The organism is Virgibacillus sp. LDC-1, assembly GCF_030137545.1.
Taxonomy (GTDB): Bacteria; Bacillota; Bacilli; order Bacillales; family Amphibacillaceae; genus LDC-1.
Map to the genome: position 1 here is coordinate 180,101 of NZ_JARUVL010000003.1, position 18,024 is coordinate 198,124.

20 protein-coding genes are annotated in these 18,024 nt (G+C 37.3%); 5 read left to right on the forward strand and 15 right to left on the reverse strand.

Going from position 1 to position 18,024, the window contains the following annotated elements; all coding sequences use genetic code 11:
• Nucleotides 1-45 precede the first annotated feature (45 nt).
• Both ystJ and dnaE read right to left on the reverse strand, forming a co-directional pair.
• Nucleotides 46-1,272 (reverse strand): NADP-dependent malic enzyme, encoded by a 1,227-nt coding sequence (gene ystJ / locus QBK89_RS04490; RefSeq protein WP_284139823.1) that lies wholly within the window; start codon nucleotides 1,270-1,272, stop codon nucleotides 46-48.
• A gap of 146 nt (nucleotides 1,273-1,418) precedes the next feature.
• Complete coding sequence (gene dnaE, locus QBK89_RS04495) at nucleotides 1,419-4,769, reverse strand: DNA polymerase III subunit alpha (protein WP_284139824.1); 3,351 nt, start codon at nucleotides 4,767-4,769, stop codon at nucleotides 1,419-1,421.
• Between the two features lie 146 nt (nucleotides 4,770-4,915).
• Here dnaE and ytrH point away from each other — a divergent pair, with 146 nt between their 5' ends.
• The 3 genes from ytrH (at nucleotide 4,916) to QBK89_RS04510 (ending at nucleotide 6,084) form a co-directional block, all read left to right on the forward strand.
• Complete coding sequence (gene ytrH, locus QBK89_RS04500; protein WP_284139825.1) at nucleotides 4,916-5,245, forward strand: sporulation membrane protein YtrH; 330 nt, start codon at nucleotides 4,916-4,918, stop codon at nucleotides 5,243-5,245.
• On the forward strand, nucleotides 5,245-5,751 hold the full coding sequence (gene ytrI, locus QBK89_RS04505; protein ID WP_284139826.1) for a sporulation membrane protein YtrI: 507 nt from the start codon (nucleotides 5,245-5,247) through the stop codon (nucleotides 5,749-5,751). Before ytrH ends, ytrI begins: the two co-directional genes overlap by 1 nt.
• Nucleotides 5,752-5,886: 135 nt before the next feature.
• Nucleotides 5,887-6,084 carry a YtzJ family protein gene (locus QBK89_RS04510; protein ID WP_284139827.1) on the forward strand — a complete coding sequence of 66 codons (198 nt, stop codon included), beginning with the start codon at nucleotides 5,887-5,889 and terminating at the stop codon, nucleotides 6,082-6,084.
• 84 nt (nucleotides 6,085-6,168) lie between these two features.
• On the opposite strand, the gene QBK89_RS04515 is transcribed toward QBK89_RS04510, so the two are convergent.
• Nucleotides 6,169-7,110, reverse strand: a complete 942-nt coding sequence (locus tag QBK89_RS04515; RefSeq protein WP_284139892.1) for a DHH family phosphoesterase — start codon at nucleotides 7,108-7,110, stop codon at nucleotides 6,169-6,171.
• Nucleotides 7,111-7,231: 121 nt separating this feature from the next.
• Between QBK89_RS04515 and QBK89_RS04520 the strand changes: the two genes are divergently transcribed.
• The gene (locus QBK89_RS04520) at nucleotides 7,232-7,525 is read left to right on the forward strand and encodes a YtpI family protein (RefSeq protein ID WP_284139828.1); all 294 of its coding nucleotides are present in this window, start codon (nucleotides 7,232-7,234) and stop codon (nucleotides 7,523-7,525) included.
• Nucleotides 7,526-7,648: 123 nt separating this feature from the next.
• Here QBK89_RS04520 and QBK89_RS04525 read toward each other — a convergent pair whose 3' ends face one another.
• The 7 genes from QBK89_RS04525 to QBK89_RS04555 all read right to left on the reverse strand — a co-directional run bounded on the left by QBK89_RS04525 (nucleotide 7,649) and on the right by QBK89_RS04555 (nucleotide 13,262).
• The gene (locus tag QBK89_RS04525) at nucleotides 7,649-8,956 is read right to left on the reverse strand and encodes a DRTGG domain-containing protein (protein WP_284139829.1); all 1,308 of its coding nucleotides are present in this window, start codon (nucleotides 8,954-8,956) and stop codon (nucleotides 7,649-7,651) included.
• Between the two features lie 75 nt (nucleotides 8,957-9,031).
• Nucleotides 9,032-9,259, reverse strand: coding sequence for a hypothetical protein (locus tag QBK89_RS04530; protein WP_284139830.1), 228 nt, complete (start codon nucleotides 9,257-9,259; stop codon nucleotides 9,032-9,034).
• 88 nt (nucleotides 9,260-9,347) lie between these two features.
• Nucleotides 9,348-10,097 (reverse strand): prepilin peptidase, encoded by a 750-nt coding sequence (locus QBK89_RS04535; protein ID WP_284139893.1) that lies wholly within the window; start codon nucleotides 10,095-10,097, stop codon nucleotides 9,348-9,350.
• Between the two features lie 97 nt (nucleotides 10,098-10,194).
• Entirely contained in the window at nucleotides 10,195-10,875 is a 681-nt protein-coding gene (locus QBK89_RS04540; protein ID WP_284139831.1) for a metal-dependent hydrolase, read from the reverse strand.
• Nucleotides 10,876-10,983: 108 nt separating this feature from the next.
• Complete coding sequence (locus QBK89_RS04545; protein WP_284139832.1) at nucleotides 10,984-11,649, reverse strand: PspA/IM30 family protein; 666 nt, start codon at nucleotides 11,647-11,649, stop codon at nucleotides 10,984-10,986.
• Between the two features lie 210 nt (nucleotides 11,650-11,859).
• Nucleotides 11,860-12,978 carry an alanine dehydrogenase gene (gene ald, locus QBK89_RS04550; protein ID WP_284139833.1) on the reverse strand — a complete coding sequence of 373 codons (1,119 nt, stop codon included), beginning with the start codon at nucleotides 12,976-12,978 and terminating at the stop codon, nucleotides 11,860-11,862.
• A gap of 125 nt (nucleotides 12,979-13,103) precedes the next feature.
• Entirely contained in the window at nucleotides 13,104-13,262 is a 159-nt protein-coding gene (locus QBK89_RS04555; RefSeq protein WP_284139834.1) for a hypothetical protein, read from the reverse strand.
• Nucleotides 13,263-13,440: 178 nt separating this feature from the next.
• Here QBK89_RS04555 and QBK89_RS04560 point away from each other — a divergent pair, with 178 nt between their 5' ends.
• Nucleotides 13,441-13,875 (forward strand): universal stress protein, encoded by a 435-nt coding sequence (locus QBK89_RS04560; protein WP_284139835.1) that lies wholly within the window; start codon nucleotides 13,441-13,443, stop codon nucleotides 13,873-13,875.
• A gap of 75 nt (nucleotides 13,876-13,950) precedes the next feature.
• Here the strand turns inward: QBK89_RS04560 and QBK89_RS04565 are convergent, their stop codons facing one another.
• The 5 genes from QBK89_RS04565 to ytfJ all read right to left on the reverse strand — a co-directional run bounded on the left by QBK89_RS04565 (nucleotide 13,951) and on the right by ytfJ (nucleotide 18,018).
• Nucleotides 13,951-14,463 (reverse strand): MogA/MoaB family molybdenum cofactor biosynthesis protein, encoded by a 513-nt coding sequence (locus QBK89_RS04565; RefSeq protein WP_284139836.1) that lies wholly within the window; start codon nucleotides 14,461-14,463, stop codon nucleotides 13,951-13,953.
• 34 nt (nucleotides 14,464-14,497) lie between these two features.
• Entirely contained in the window at nucleotides 14,498-15,697 is a 1,200-nt protein-coding gene (locus QBK89_RS04570; protein WP_284139837.1) for an acetate kinase, read from the reverse strand.
• A 59-nt stretch (nucleotides 15,698-15,756) separates the two neighbouring features.
• Entirely contained in the window at nucleotides 15,757-16,746 is a 990-nt protein-coding gene (locus tag QBK89_RS04575) for a class I SAM-dependent methyltransferase (protein ID WP_284139838.1), read from the reverse strand.
• A gap of 138 nt (nucleotides 16,747-16,884) precedes the next feature.
• Complete coding sequence (gene tpx / locus QBK89_RS04580; RefSeq protein WP_284139839.1) at nucleotides 16,885-17,385, reverse strand: thiol peroxidase; 501 nt, start codon at nucleotides 17,383-17,385, stop codon at nucleotides 16,885-16,887.
• Between the two features lie 141 nt (nucleotides 17,386-17,526).
• On the reverse strand, nucleotides 17,527-18,018 hold the full coding sequence (gene ytfJ / locus QBK89_RS04585) for a GerW family sporulation protein (RefSeq protein ID WP_284139840.1): 492 nt from the start codon (nucleotides 18,016-18,018) through the stop codon (nucleotides 17,527-17,529).
• Nucleotides 18,019-18,024 lie beyond the last annotated feature (6 nt).

Below are 18,024 nucleotides of genomic sequence, written 5' to 3' on the forward strand. Positions count from 1 at the left end.
TGAAACACAGGCTATTTGTTGAAAGCAATAAGCTTTCTTTATTTATTAGAGGTCTGTTAGCTTTCTTGTTTTTTCCGCTATCGCTTCTGGATCAACTTCAATTCTCGCGACGCCTGATTCCATCGCAGCTTTTGCCACACTAGATGCTACTAATGGAGCAACACGCTTATCAAATGGTGCAGGAATAACATAATCGGACGATAACTCTGATTCACTGATTAAAGATGCGATTGCTTCTGCAGCAGCAATCTTCATTTTTTCATTAATTCGAGTTGCTCTTACATCAAGTGCCCCTCTAAATATCCCCGGAAATGCTAATACGTTATTTACTTGGTTCGGAAAATCAGATCTTCCTGTTCCAATTACTTTTGCACCAGCTGCTTTCGCATCCTCTGGCATAATTTCCGGATCAGGATTAGCCATCGCAAAAATGATTGGATCGGCATTCATTTTCTTAATCATTTCCTTTGTTAGTGCGCCACCCACAGATACACCGATAAATACATCCGCGCCTTCTAATACTTCTTCAAGACTTCCTTTTTCTTTGTCTAAGTTAGTCATTTCGGCAATTTGGTCTTTAACCTCATTCATTCCATATGGTCGACCTTCATAAATGGCTCCACGAGAATCACACATGACGATATCTCGAACACCAAAGCTATACAATAATTTAATAATGGCAATACCTGCAGCACCTGCACCATTGGCAACTACTTTTATTTCAGAAAAGCTTTTGCCTACTAGCTTTAATGCATTAATAAGCCCTGCAACAGTGACAATAGCAGTACCATGCTGATCATCATGGAATATAGGTATATTCGTTTCCTTTTTTAATCGATCTTCAATAATAAAACAGTTTGGTGCTGCAATGTCTTCGAGATTAACGCCTCCAAACGTAGGTTGAAGCAATTTTACCGTGTTGACAATGTCATCGACATCATGGCTGTCTAAGCAAATGGGAAAAGAATCGACACCTGCAAATGTTTTGAAGAGCACTGCTTTTCCTTCCATTACAGGTAAAGCAGCCTCTGGACCAATATTCCCAAGTCCGAGAACAGCAGATCCATCACTAACAACTGCAACCATATTCCCCTTCATTGTATAATCATATACTTTACTTTTCTGATCATGAATTTCTTTACATGGCTCTGCAACCCCTGGTGAGTATGCCAGGCTTAAATCATAAGCATTTTTAACAGGGACTTTAGGTTCGGTTGCTAGCTTCCCTTGGCTCACTTTATGCATGTGTAACGCTTCATCTCGTAGATTCATTTTATCTATCTCTCCTTAACGCGTATAAGTTTGTCATCATCCGTTTATCCAACTGGTGGTCTGACCACTTAACTATTTAATTATAACAGATGGATTTCGTCTGTAAAGTAGTGCCTACTTCCTTGGATTCCGTTACGATTAATTCATTATTCTTTATAAATAACATTCTCTTCTCCGAAGAACAGCTTTAGATTTTCTAATGCTTTATCCGTCGGTTGCAGATAATAATCTTTTAGTTGATATGTTTTTTTGCTAGGTTCATCAAAAATAATAATCAAAGCATTACCTGGATTATCCGCTACAGTCTGTTTTATGCATGTTAGTGCCTCATCATGATTTTGACCGGTAATTTTTATAAATAGCCGCCCACTTATTTCTCTGTGCAGCATATCTTCATTAAATGGCTCAATCTTAGCTAATAGCCATTGATGCCGATTATTGCGCCATTCTATTTTCCCTGTTACCTTGACTATTTGCTCTTCTTTGATCCAAGGCTTAACTGCTCGGAATAATTCTGGAAAAATGACAGCCTCCATTTCACCGGTTTCATCACCAATGACAGCAAAGGCCATCGGATCTCCACGCTTTGTACGAATCGTTTTTAAGGCTTGCATCATAACAATACTTTGAGCATTTTTCTTCCCAACAATTTCCTCCGCACTACTCATTGTTGCATAGCCCATTTGCATAAACCTTTCACGATATTGCTTTAATGGGTGATCGGAAATATAAACACCTAACAATTCTTTTTCATCTGCAAGCCTTTTCATCGAACTAAAATCTTCTATTGTTGTGTAAGATGCTTCTAACTGAAGCTCATTTTGAAAAAAGCTCGGTTGATCACTAAATTCTCGAAAAAGCTCTCCTTGTTCAATTGCTTGATCAATAGAAGCTAGTAGGCTTGCTCTATTACGATATGTTTCATCAAAAGCACCAGCCATAATAAGTGCTTCTAATGTAGAACGATTAATTGATTTTGTTGGAACTCGTAAACAAAAGTCAAACAAATGCGCGAACGCTCCTCCTTTTCTGATTTGAATTATTTCCTTTACAGCTTGATTCCCTACCCCTTTTATCGATTGTAATCCCATACGAATCTGGTCGCCTTCCACGGTGAATTTTCCAAAGCTCTTATTAATGGAAGGACCTTTAAAAGGGATTCCTAACTCTTTTAATTCTTTCATATAAAGATTTATTTTTTCATGCTGTCCTGAGACAGTGCTTAATAATTCTGCATAGAAATAAGTTGAAAAATGCGCCTTCAAATAAGCGAGCCAATAAGAAATTTTACTATAGGCTACCGCATGGCTTTTCGGAAATCCATAATCGGCAAACTTAATAATCCAAGCAAATAACTTTTCTGCAACAGATTGATCATAGCCATTTTGTAAGCAGCCTTGGATAAAAGCGGATTGTTGTTTATCCATCAGTTGTTGTTTTTTTTTACTAACCGCTCTCCGTAAAATATCTGCCTGTCCATATGAAAATCCCGCGATTACATTGGCAATTTGCATAATTTGCTCCTGATAAATGAGCACGCCATACGTTGATTTTAGAATAGGCTCTAAATCAGGATGTGGATAATGAACCGGCTCTTTTCCGTGTTTTCTTGCGATGTATACTTCAATGTTTTCCATTGGACCAGGACGATACAATGCATTCACTGCTACAATATCTTCAAAATGAGAAGGCTTTAGTTGTTTTAATACACGCTTCATCCCTTCTGATTCAAGCTGAAAAATACCGTTTGTTTTTCCACTTTGAAGTAAATTAAACGTACGTTTGTCATCGTCCGGTATTTTCTTTAAGTCCACATGGTGATCTGTCTTTTGCCGAATCGTATGAATAATTCTTTCTAATAACGATAAATTACGTAATCCTAGAAAATCAATTTTCAATAGACCAATGGATTCTAAATCGTTCATTGCATATTGAGTAAGGTACGTCTCATTACTTCCTAATGTTAACGGAACATTTTCCACTAATGGCTGCTTACTTATTACTACTCCAGCTGCGTGTGTCGATAAATGTTTTGGTAATCCTTCTAATCGAAAAGCAATGGAAAATAGTTTCTTTAGCTTTTCAGATTGGGTAATATAGTTCATTAACTCCCCTGATTGCTGAATAATCGTTTTTAAAGAATCCTTCGCTTGTACAGGAACTTCCTTTAAAATAAACGACGCATCTTGTTGATCGACATCAAACATTTTAAATAGTTCTCTAATTAATGAACGTGCTGCAAAGGTACCAAATGTAATGATTTGGGCAACATGCTCTTTTCCGTATTTATCTCGTACATATTCGATTACTTCATCTCTACGCTGATCCGAGAAATCAATATCAATATCTGGCATCGTAATTCGTTCAGGATTTAAAAAACGCTCAAATAATAATTGATGCTTAATCGGATCTACTTCTGTAATATCGAGTAAGTAAGCAACTATTGACCCTGCAGAAGATCCACGCCCAGGTCCAACTAGGATACCATGATCTTTAGCAAACTTAATAAAATCCCAAACGATTAAAAAATAATCACTATATCCCATGGATTCAATCACATTTAGCTCATATTCCAGCCGGTTAGCAATTGAATCATCTCTGTCTTGATACTTATCACGTAGTCCTTGATGGCAAAGTTTTCGTAAATATGATGCTGCATCTTCGTCATTAGGGACAGGATACGCTGGCAATGTACGTGTATGTAGATCAATATCAACGTTACACTTATTTTTAATTTCTTCCGTTCTTTGTAAAGCCTCCGTCAAAGTACCTGCAAATAAGAAAACCACTTCATCTTCTGTTCGAAGATAGTGTTGTTGTCGATTCGTATCCTTAGCCTGGTCGCTCCAGCGGTTCCCCTTTTTTATTGCTTGCAGGCAATCAAAAGCTTCTCGATCGCTAGCATCTAAATACCGCACATCCTGTACCACTGTTAATGGAACATGACATGATTCCTGTAACAATTTTATATCTATATCTTTTACATTTGTTCTTCCTGTTTCGGGCTCATCTATCCCTAGATAAAAATCCGTTGCGGCAAAAATGTTTTTCAACCTCTCCACATATACAACGGCATCTTGAATGGATTGATTATTTAATATATTTACCAAGTGACTTTGCGAAATTGGCAAGATTCCAATAAGATCATCCGTATATGCTTGTAATTGTGCAAGTTCTACTGTTTCTCTATCATTCAGCTGTAACATACTGCTAAGTTGAATAAGCTGCTGATAGCCATGATTATTTTTTGCAAGTAAAACACATGGTGTTTTCTTTTGCTCATCCTCTTGAATTAGTACAACCATTCCAACAATTGGTTTTAATCCTTTATTTATACACGCCTTATAAAAAGGAATAACACCGTATAAAACATGCATATCTGTAAGCGCAATTGCTGTATACCCAGAAGAGGCCGCTTTATCGACAAGCTTATCAATAGAGATTGTACTATCCAATAAGCTGTAACCACTCCGTACTTGTAATTGTGTAAACGACATGATATCCCGCCTTTACTTTCTCTGTCTACCATTATAACGAATTATCGTTCAATATGTACACGAACTCGAACATATCGTTCGTTAAACATAACTTGTCTATTTTCATCATAGAATGTAGGAAGCATACATCATAGGGAGCGTGTATTATGGAAGAACGTTTTTTCGCTTCATTTATTCATTGTTTTTTCATCGCTTTTGGCGTAATAATTGGCGGTTCGCTTATAGGCAGTATTGGAGCATTTGCCACAGGAGATCCACCATTCACCGAAATGAGCAATCTCGCTAAAAAGCTGCGGATATGGGCAATTGTCGCAGCTATCGGGGGGACGTTTGATGCCATCGCCAACTTTGAAAAAGCGCTTGATGGCTCTTCTTTCGATGTTATCAAACAAATACTATTAATTTTATCTGCCATGGGAGGCGTAAAAACGGGCATCATTCTAATTAGCTGGCTTATTCAGGAGGATGTCACCTAATGCATATTCCTCCATATTATAAACGGCCCGGTTGGCAACGGTTTTTTGTTGGCGTTTTTTTAGGTGGATTGTTTTCATATTTAATTGTCATGTATATGTACGGTGAAATGTACGAAAAGCTGTTAGAGAATAATGTAGCATTACAATCCGAGGTTAAAGAAATTAAAAAGCAGCATGAAGCACTGTTAAAAGATAAACAAGATCTTAATGAGGAAAATAAAAAGGCGATTACCGTTGAAAAAATAGAGCTTGAGTTTAAAAATGCGAAGCAGCTTCGCCTAGAAAATACTTTGACATTGTATCAGTTAGAAGAATTGATCAAAGAAGAAATTGATCAAATAATTGGCCAGGATATCCAAATTGTATCCAAAAATGATGAGTTAATAACGTCCGCAATTGAAAATAAAAACTATTCCGTGGATGATTTTTCTTATTCGTTTAAAGTAGTAAAATTAACAATTGCACCAATAGTAAAAATTAAACTAGATGCTTCCATTTCCAATTAATGTGAATTTTTTGTGAAAATATTCTCAATACTGTGGCAATAGATGCTGTTTTCTAATAAAATGAAATTAGAAATAGATGCTTTGCTTTCAAGGGGGAGTATTCTTAATTAACAATATTGAAAGGAGATGAATCAAATGTATGTCATTCCAAGATCACGTGTTTATGAGGAGAAGATGAAGCAATTGCGTGAAGGGCATACTGCCTATGCAGAATCTCCAGTCGTCATCGAAAAGATTAAGCGTGGAATTGAGAAAGAAAAGCTAAACGTACATGTAGACTATTCATCAACTGGATGTTATTTCACACCAATCCCAGCGAGCAAGAGTAGTTAATAACATGGAGATGAATAGGAAAGCAATTTAAAATACGTGCTGGACCACTTCCGTAAAAGTAGACCAGCACATTTATTTTGGCTTTTAATCTATACTTTCTTTACAAATAGCTTCTAATTCTTTAATGAGCTCATCTGCCTCCGACCAATTATAAACTGTAGCACCAGAAGCGAGTGGATGTCCTCCACCGTGATATTTCGCAGCAAGATCATTAATTATCGGACCTTTGGAACGTAGTCTAACACGGATCATATCTGCTTCCTCCACGAATACCGCCCATGCCTTCATTCCTTTAATATCTCCTAATAATCCAACAACCTGACTCGTTTCTGAAGGGTCAATTGCAAATGAATCCAGTAATTCTTTCGTTAATTTGATAAAACTAACACCAACAGGTGACATTTGAAAGTTTTGCAAAATATAGCCCCGTAATCTAGCAATCGGTTCTGTAATATCATATATCCCTGCATAAAGCGCCTGACGATCAAATGGATAGGCTACAAGCGCTGAAGCATGTTGAAAAGTCCTTGGTGTTGTGCTGGGAAATAAAAATCTTCCCGTGTCGCCAACGATCCCTGCATACAAAAGTCTTGCAGCGGCATTATTTAGCTCCAAATCATTCTTCGCATGTGTATATAACTCACAAATCAGTTCACTCGTGGAGCTTGAGGCTGTATCAACCCATTGAATATCTCCGTATGGATCGACATTTGGATGATGATCAATCTTAATTATTTTTTGGCCTCGTTTATATCGTTGGTCATCAATACGCGCTGTATTGGCTGTATCACAAATAATAACTAGTGCCTCTTCATAGACATCGTCTTCTACTTTATTCATCTCCGCAAGAAACATGAGGGAAGACTCATCTTCCCCAACTATATAGACTTTTTTATTTGGATAGGTTTGCATTATCATTTCCTTCAACCCTGCCTGGGAGCCTATTGCATCTGGATCTGGGCGTACATGCCGATGAATAATTATCGTATCGAATTCCTTTATTGCTTGGATAATAGATGTAATAATTTGCTTCATAATATTGCTCCTTTATTCATGATTCATTTAAATCGGTTTAGTAGAACGGTGGTAATCGTCCAAAAAAAAAGCTACAATGATAACAAGATTATTAATCACAGGAGTCGATTCTATGACAATTATTTTTCCTATCATCATCGTTATTTCGCTTGTTTTATATGTATACTATAAAGTAGCGATTTTAAAGACAAAAGATGGCTTAAATCAAGCTTATTTTAACGCAAAGTCGCGTATTTGTCTTGGAAGCTTTATCTTCTTTTTTGGAATAAATCAATACATATTTTACGGAACGAAATTTTCTCTTTTTATTGGTATCGTTTTTTTAATATTAGGAGGGTTACAGCTATACACCGGCTGGCAAGAAACAAAGCATTACCGAAAAGAATGGCAGCGACTAAATGCATAGTATCGTATGATGTGAAACTTCGATCCGTGGGGTTTTACTAAAGGATAAAAAGGTGGATCCAAATGGAGTAATCACGATGTATTCCTTCTGGTCCTCCTTTTTTATTCTCTTCAAAGATATCGCTTATCTTTCAATTATTTGAGCCATAATTAATCCTTTTCCTACAAGCTTTCGTTCATGCATAACTTCGACATCAATTTTGGCGTAGATTCGTCCTGCATCTAGTAGCTGCGGCCTAATTATAAGCTTACTATCTATTGGAACAGGCTTTAAAAAGTAAACGGTCAAGTTCTCTACAACTAAATCTCCCTTTTTTAAATAAAGAAGAAGTCGCTTACTTGCTTCCGTTATTAGAGATGTAAAAACACCATTGGAAAGTGTTCCTAACTGATTCGTCATTTGTGGAATTACTTTTGTTTGATACATCATTGGACTATGCTCCAACGCTTGTACATTACTGGCGACGATATCATCAATTGTCTCCCCGACCTGCGGCTGGCGTTGGATTTGCTGTAAGGCTTTTAATACGTCCTGTCTTGATACAATACCAATCAGCTTATTCGTTTGGTCAACGACAGGAACAACCTCAATTCCTTCCCACACCATCATATGTGCAACATAGGCTAAAGACGTCTTTGCTTGGACAATAATTGGATTTTTAGTCATTACTCGATCAATAGCCATCGCTTCATCCTGCCCAAGAATATCCTTCGATGTAACGATACCAATCACCCGGCTTTTATCATCAAGTACTGGAAATCGCGTGTGCGAAGATTGCGCGTTTAATTCATACCACCTGCCCACTTGATCCTTTGCATGCAAGTAATAAGATTGGTCATATGGCGTAAAAATATCTCCGACAAAGACAATTTCTTTTTTGATTAATTGATCATATATTGCACGGTTAATCATGGCAGCAACCGTAAACGTATCATAGCTTGTTGATATGATTGGTAATTGCTTGTCATCTGCAAGCTGCTTTATATAGCCTTCTGTATCAAATCCTCCAGTAATCAAGACGGCTGCACCATCCTGCAATGCTAATTCCTGTGCCTTCACTCGATTACCAACAATTAATAACGAATCGGCCTCTGTATATCTCGCCATAGCATCTAGCTGCATTGCACCTATTAAAAATTTATTTAACGTTTTATGCAGTCCTTCTTTTCCTCCAAGAACCTGTCCATCTACAATATTAACGACTTCCGCAAACGTCAGCCGTTCGAAATTCTCTTTTCTTTTTCGTTCAATTCGAATTGTCCCTACGCGTTCAATGGTACTTACAAGTCCTTGTGTTTCAGCCTCTTTAATTGCACGATAAGCTGTTCCTTCACTCACATTCAAGGCTTTGGCAATTTGACGTACCGATATTTTATGGCCTACTTCTAATGAAATAATATGTTGAATAATTTGCTCATGCTTTGTCGTCATAATACGTGCTTCACCGACTTTCAACTGTACTAGTACTGTTAATTACTATTATTATACAGTTGTTCGGATAATTGCTCAATGATTATGGGTTTTTAGTCGCACTCCTTGCTCCTGTTCCATAATTGGAGGCTCTGTAATTTGTAAAAGCACAGCAAAATTAGCAGCAACTAATAGAAAGAAAAAGGTAAGCCACGCTCCCCAAAACACCGTTTCTATTTGGGAGGAGGAAACAGGTATTAAAGGCCATGCAAAGTAAAGAAAAAACCCTGCCAACAACAAACGTAAAAGTGCATAATGACGCAAGAACCATCACCTCCTCTGGCTTTTACTTTAGTTTATGAAAACAGAATCCCTTTAAGAACCTGTCTCTGTACACTACACGATCTAGGATTCAACGAAGAAAGGAGCCATACCAATTAAGAAACATATCTCCATAATAGAAAGAAATCATTGTCCCGATAACAATAAAAGGACTAAATGGGATAGGTTCTTTCAATTCTATTTTAGCAAGCAAAAGATAGCCTGTTCCAATGATCGCTCCATTAATACTTGAAAGAAACAATGCAAACAGGACCTTCTTTATTCCTAATATAAATCCAAGTAAACCGAATAGCTTCATATCGCCTCCTCCCATTCCGCCTTGACTTAAGAGGATAATGACTGCGATAATCGCAAAGCCTGTTATACCGCCAAGTATATTATTCCAAATACTTATGTGGGTAATTTGCATTTGAAGGAAGATAAATAACAAGAGGAAATAAAATAAAATAGAGTTTGGGATCAGCATGTACTGAAGATCGGATACAAGAACGATGATGAGGAGAGAAACAAGTAAAAGTGCGGATAGAAGCTCTAGATTAAATCCAATATGCTGGTAACTAAAAGCAAACAAACACCCTGTTAACAGCTCTATTATGGGGTATGTCCATGAAATCGGGTGGTGGCAATGGCCGCATTTTCTCCGAAGAAGAACAAAGGAAGCAACAGGGATAAGTTCGTACCAATTTAATGTTCGCTCGCAATGTCGACAGATAGATCGCCCAACTAAAAATGATTCATTTACTGGAACACGCTGTCCAATAACATGAAAGAAGGAGCCGAAGACAACTCCTAAGACAAAAAAAGTAGAAATCATTAACATATTCAATTGACTAACTCCCTTTAATTCGTTGTTTTGATGAAATTGATTTTTCCCCTACAAGGTAAAAGGGCGTGGACAACCTTATGCCCACGCTTCATTATAAGGATAGCACTTCGCCAACCTTCATTACTTTTCCTTTTCCAGTTCGGACTTTCTTTACGAATTCGTCAGGATCCTGTTTTATTACAGGAAATGTATTATAGTGCACTGGAACAACTAGATCAGCTTTTATCCAATCAGAAGCAACTAGAGCGTCCTCTGGCCCCATCGTGAAATTATCTCCAATTGGAATAAATGCTAGATCAATTTGATGCATTTCACCATACATTTTTAAATCTGTGAAAAGTGCGGTATCTCCTAAATGGTAGATTGTTTTCCCTTCAATCGTAAGTAAAATTCCAGCTGGCATTCCCGTATAAACAATTGTATTATCAGGCTCGGTATAAGAAGATCCGTGAAATGCTTGCGTGAATTTGACCTTTCCAAATGGAAATGAATATGCCCCACCAATATGCATTGGATGTGTATGCAATCCTTTCGTTCCTAAGTAAATAGCAAGTTCATTTGGTGCAATCACCATTGCATTCGTTCGCTTTGCAATCGCAACTGTATCCCCAACATGATCATTATGACCATGTGTAAGTAATATCACATCCGCTTCCACGGTGTCAGGATGCAGATCACATAAATCATTTCCTGAAATAAATGGATCAATAAGAATAGTATGACTTTTAGTTGTTACCTTTACAACCGAATGACCGTGATAAGATACTTCCATGATATCTCTCCTTTCAAGAATTCACTTCCCTATTCATTATTTCTACAAACATTGAAAAATTCCTCTAATCAAAATGGATCAGTATATAAACTGATCCATTCCTATCGATTATTCTTTTCCAATTGCTTTTTTTAAAGCAGCAAGTTCATCATCCACATCCGTATTGAGCTTTGCAAACTCATCATCTAACGTCCGACTAGCTTGGGACAAATCTTCACTCGTCTCTGCTTCCGCTTCAAATTGCATTACTTTTTCTTCCATCCGTTCAAAGCCTCGCTTGGAATCATCACTTCCGATAGAAGACATGGTGCGATTAATCTTCGTTTTCGTTTTAGCTGAAACCGCCCTAGCTTTCAAACCATCCTTTTTTAGCTTCATTTGTTGATACTCTTTCTTCATTTCATCTAGCTTCGTTTGTAGCATTTCTACATCATTTTTGGCTTGCTCCCATGATTCTGACAAAAGGTTCGCCTGGTTTTCATATTCCTTTTTATCCTCGAGCGCACGACGTGCAAGCTCATCATTATTTGCCTTTACAGCTTGCTCCGCTTGACCTAAACGTTTTTCTACCATAACCTTCGCATCGTCTGCCTTACGCTTCAAGATTTTTTCGTTCGCGATTTGCTTTGCAACCGCTTTTTCAACCTCTTGTATTTCCTCTCCCATTTCCCGTAAAAATTGCTCAAGCATTTTAACAGGATCCTCTGCTTTATCTAGCATGGCATTCAATTCAGAACTCACTACTGTCTTCATCCGTTTAAAAAATTGAAACATACAGAAACCTCCTTATTTGATTTAACGTAAATGTTATTCATCTGTTCTTTTTGTAATACGTCCAATCATTCAAAAAGTTTCATAATTGTCTATCAATACACAAAAATTAATTATTTATTATGTTATGTTTATATTACTAGGTTTCCAGCCATATAAAAAACCGTTAAATACAAGAGCTAACCTAATGACTTGTACTTAACGGAATCCTTACTAATTATTTAATAATTCATCAACACTTGCATATTCTAGCCTATGTGCCTCTGCTACAGCTTCATAAGTGACATAGCCCTGCAATGTATTAATCCCTTTTTTCAACGCCTCATTTTCTAAGCATGCCTGTTTATACCCTTTCGTTGCTATTTGAAGGGCGTATGGTACGGTTACATTCGTTAATCCTATCGTTGACGTTCGAGGCACAGCTCCTGGCATATTTGCTACCGAATAATGTAGTACCCCATGTTTTGTATAGGTAGGGTTGTCGTGGGTCGTAATTCGATCGCACGTTTCAAAATTTCCTCCTTGATCGATGGCAACATCCACAATGACAGATCCATTTGACATCGTACGAACCATTTCCTCTGATACAAGCTTCGGTGCTCTTGCTCCAGGAATTAATACAGAACCAATTACTAGGTCAGATTCTTTTACTGCTTCAGCAATATTCATCGGATTAGACATTGCGGTATTGATCGAGGAACCAAAAATATCATCTAGCTGGCGAAGTCGATCAGGATTTAAATCAATTAGCGTTACATCTGCACCAAGTCCTGAGGCTACTTTGGCAGCATTCATTCCAACAACGCCTCCACCAATGATTGTTACTTTGGCACGTTTTACGCCAGGAATTCCTGCTAATAGAACACCTTTACCACCATTGTTTTTTTCCAAAAATTGTGCACCAATTTGTGCTGCCATTCTGCCTGCTACCTCACTCATCGGTGTTAGCAATGGTAATGATCCGTTTGGCAGCTGTACCGTTTCATAAGCAATTCCAACAACCTTGTGTTTAATAAGCGCACGTGTTAATTCTGGCTCATTTGCTAAGTGCAAGTATGTAAACAAAAGCTGACCTTCTCTAAAATAATGATACTCTTCTTCTAAAGGCTCCTTTACCTTCATAATCATTTCCTTAGACCATGCTTCTGCTGCCGTTGGTACAATGTATGCGCCTGCTTGTTTATATTGTTCATCAGTGAATCCAGAACCTAAACCAGCACTTGCTTCTACATATACATCATGTCCGGCATTTGTTAATGATACAACTCCTGCTGGTGTCATTGCTACTCTGTTTTCATTATTTTTTATTTCCTTTGGCACGCCAATTTTCATTAAAAAACACCTTCCCTTATCCTCAGTTTATTCAAGCATGTATTAAGAATATCATAAATAAAGCCATTGAAAAAAGCATAATTATGAAGGATAGCCTCCATTAAAGAGACTATCCATTATAAACATTAGTTTTTCTGATTGTTGTACTTGAAGATTCCTTTATTATTATGCAATTGATCTTCAACTACACCACTTTGGTAGCTTTCAAAAAGCTGGTTTTTAACAGCAGCTACTCCATCATTATCTTCCTGCAAATTCGTAATTTTCTTCTTCTTGTCCGCCATTAGCATCTACCTCCAATAATATAAGATACGAAGCAAAGAAAATGCAGCAGGGACGATACTCCCCTTGCATTAGTTTGTACGATAAGAAAAAACAATATTTTGTGAAGTTTTACCATTTGTAATCGTTTTATTGTATAATTAAGATGAGTAAAAGAATACCATGAGAGGAGAGAGGAAAATGAAATTTGAATATCAACATATTTTAGTTGCAGTGGATGGTTCAGAAGCCTCTGAAAAAGCATTCATGAAATCATTGGATATTGCCAAAAGGAATGCAGCCCGTCTTATCCTCGCTCATGTAGTCGATTCTCGATCATTTGCAACGGTAGAAGCATATGACAGAACACTCGGTGAACGAGCAGAACAATATGCAAAGGAATTAATTGATAACTATGTAGAAACTGCAAAAGAAGCTGGGATTACTGACATTGTCCGTTGTATTGAATATGGATCCCCGAAAGTAAAAATTGCAAAAGACATTGCCAAGCAGTTTGAAGCTGATTTAATTATTTGTGGTGCAACTGGGATGAACGCTGTAGAACGCTTTTTAATTGGAAGTGTTTCTGAAAGCATTACCCGTTATGCTGATTGTGATGTGCTTGTTGTTCGATGAGGAAGGTCTTGTGAAAATACCAAATATAAAGGTGCTGCCAAAAGGACTTTTTGCCTTTTAAAGCAGCACCTTTTTTTATAAAGGCTTCTTTTTCAACTCATGCACAACGTGAGAAAGTTCGGGTAATATCAATTTATTCATTGCTAATTTTACAGCACCCGTTGATCCAGGGGTACAAAAAATCGCTGTGTTTTGAACCACACCTGCAATTGCTCGCGATAAAATTGCCGCTGATCCAATATCTTCCGTATAGCTAAGAAATCGAAAAATTTCTCCAAAGCCAGGGATCGTCTTGTCAAGCATTGGTTGTATCGTTTCGATTGTCACATCTCGAGATGCGATTCCTGTTCCACCATTGGTTAAAATGACATCCACGTTTGGGTCGCTACATCCTACCTCAATCGCAGAACGAATCGACGCTTCTTCATCTTGAACTATCTTTTTATTTGTAACGTTATGCCCTGCATTCTCAAGTAATTGCTGCATAAGTGCCCCACTTTTATCTGTTGCTTCCGTTCTCGTATCACTAATGGTAACAATCATACAGTTTACTTGGAATGCATCCTTTTTATGCGCTTGAACAGACATAATAATCCCCCCTCATAATCGAGAAAAGCCTCGTTTACACATGCTTTACTAAGCCCGACAAACGCACTGTATCCCTTGCAATCATCACTTCCTCGTTCGTTGGAATGATAAGCACTTTAACTGGGGAATGCGGATAATTTATAAATGCTTCTTTTCCACGTGTATGATTTAAAGCAGGGTCCCAATACACGCCCATAAACTCTAAACCTGTTAATACCTTTGCACGGATTTCACTACTATTTTCACCGACTCCAGCAGTGAAAATAATTGCATCGACACCAGACATTCGTGCTGCATAGGAGCCCAAATATTTATGGATTCGTGCCGCAAATACTTCCAGAGCAAGCTCTGCACGATCATTTTTGTTAGCTTCCTCTTCAATATCTCTTAAATCACTCGAGAAACCAGACAACGCTAATAATCCACTTTTCTTGTTTAAGACTTCAATTACTTCCTCCGCTGTCTGTCCCGTTTTCTCCATAATATACGGAATTAAAGCGGGGTCTATATTCCCTGATCTTGTCCCCATTGTCACTCCGGCTAATGGCGTAAAGCCCATGGATGTATCAATCGATTTCCCACCTTCAATCGCTGAAATACTTGCACCGTTTCCTAGGTGGCAGGAAATTAATCGCAATTGTTCTAATGGCACGCCTAATAATTCAGCAGCGCGTTGTGATACATATTTATGTGATGTTCCATGAAAACCGTATTTTCGTATGCCATATTTTTTATAATATTCATATGGAAGACTATATAGATAAGATTTCTCTGGCATAGATTGATGAAAGGATGTATCGAAAACTGCAACCATAGGTACTTCTGGTAATATCTCCCGAAAAGCGTGAATTCCTGTTAAGTTGGCAGGATTGTGTAAAGGAGCGAGTTCCGATATTTCTTCTATTTTCTGTATTGTCTCTTCTGTAATAAGAACTGAATCGCTAAAAGTCTCTCCTCCGTGAACAACACGATGTCCAACTGCATTTATCTCATTTAATGAATGAATCACTCCAGATGCCATTAAACCTTTTAAAAGCATTTGAACGGCTACCTCATGATTTGGTATATCTTCCACTTGGCTTTCTTTTTGCGCATTTACCTCAATACTAAATATAGAATTTGGAATCCCGATACGTTCAACAAGACCTTTTGCGAGTACATTTTCTCCAGGCATTTGAATTAATTGGAATTTCAAAGATGAACTACCTGCATTAATAGCTAATACGTTAACCACTATCAATCAACTCCTCGGTTGTCTTATATTAAAAAGAACTAATATGATAATGAATGCGATTAAGAACGTTTTTGATATGAGGCAAACCAGCTATTCATTTGCGCTAGCACATCTTCCATGGCATGTGTATGTTTAAACGATGGTAGCTTAACAAGTAATGGCTGTTTCGGAGCAGCTGTATGATTGCCCTTTTTTTGGATAATAAGAATGCTTTTTGCATTTGTTTGTGATTTAAAAAGACTTTCTGGTAACTGTAGAAAACCAATAATATGTGCGTATTGATGAATAAAACGGTGAAGCTCTTTTGCTTGCTCAGTCTCGAACAAGGAATTTGGCACTACAAAGATTAGGTACCCTCCATCCTTTGTATAACGGACACCTTGTTCAATAAATAAATGATGCGAATATGCATGCCCTTCTTTTGCTTTTAATTCGAATTCTGACGCCTGTACATCATCTGGATAGTATCCCACAGGTAAATCTGCAATCGTTAGATCAACAGGGTCTAACAATAATGGACGTAAGCTATCCTGATGGAAGAAAGTGATATCCTTTTTTTGCAAGTTTGCATTTGCTAATGCTAGTTTAATTAAGGTTGAATCCACATCACTCGCAAAGGTAGCTAGTGGTTGTTTCAGATGATCCATTACAATTGTAAGAAGATTTCCTGTTCCACATGCTGGATCAAATAGACGAATACTTTCCAGATTTTCCGTTAATTTAGACGCTAAATATCCCATAATCAAAGCTACTGTCTCAGGAGTCATAAGATGCTGTTGCTGTGTTGAATTTTTCATTCCTTTTAAAATGACTAGTTGAACGGCTTTGCGAATTTCTTCTGTTCCATATGATTCAATAGCTAATTCCTTTATGGCTTTATCCATTTTGTGTATTAATATTTCATCCTCGAATTCTGAAACACGTTCATAAAAAGCAATATCCAGTACTATACTTAAGCTATCTAAGTAAGGCTCATTAGAATGTGTTTCTACCATTGCTGTCGTTTTATCGAGCCACTCAAATAACGTTGTTACATTATTTTCTTCCATATGTATTCCTCCAATCCCTATCAAAGCGTTAGTATTATAACAAAAAATGAGACTGAATACGAATGAAGGTAATTGGAGCAAGCAAACCGTTAAAATTCTCTCTCAGTTTAAATAGAGAGAGAATTTTAACAGCTTTTTTTACGATAAGCTAGCAACAGCCTCCAAAGCTTTATCATAGTCAGGATGATTGGTAACTTCCTTTACATATTCCACATGGATTAGCTTGTTCTTTTCATCTAACACGAAAATAGAACGAGCTAATAATCGCAGCTCTTTAATTAATACTCCATACTTTTCACCAAATTCTGCTTGACGATAATCTGAAAGTGTAGTTAAGTTTTCAATCCTATTTTCTGTTGCCCACCGCTTTTGTGCAAATGGTAGATCCATACTAATCGTAAGGACTTGGACATTCCCAAGCTTACTTGCTTCTTCATTGAAACGTTTTGTTTGCTCTGCACAAAGTCCTGTATCAAGAGAAGGAACAACACTAATTAGTTTTATCTTTCCTTGATAATCGGATAAAGTTACTTCCTGTAAATCATTGGACAGTACAGTAAAATCTGGTGCTTGATCTCCAATTTTTAATTCTTTTCCGACAAGGGTGACTGGATTTTGGTTGAACGTTACGTTAGCCATCGGTATCACTCCTTCAATATTTTCATATTCACCTTCCATTATGAAGAATTTACCTTCTTAAGTCCAACGTTAAACCTAATAAAACTGTTACAGTTCTATGTCAGCATCTGTACTAGTGCTTTTTTCGCCATAATTGTTTTGTTAAATAATAAAGTCTGAGTCATCATCAGGTTCTGCCTTTGCTTCTTCATCATCTTTCTGTTTCTTTTTCGACTTATCGTTCCTAAGCTCTTTTGACTGGTTTTTTTTATTCGAATCTTTCATCATTTGCTGAATTTTTTCTGCTGCCTTTGGTGCAAAATCAATCATCTTTTCATAAATATGAACATTTTCATTTAAATGAACCATCTTTACTCCTTTTTCATTGACGATTAAAAAAGCAACTGGTGAAATAGAAACACCACCACCGCTTCCGCCACCAAAAGGAAGGATAGCTTCTCCATTTGAACTATCAAATTTATTATTAAATTCACTTCCTCCTGCTGCAAACCCAAAGCCTAGCTTTGAAACTGGAATAATCATACTCCCATCTGGAGATTCAACCGGATCACCAATAATCGTATTTACTTCAACCATATCCTTTAAGTTTTCCATTGCAGTCGTCATTAACCCTTGTATTGGATGCTCTTCCACGATACT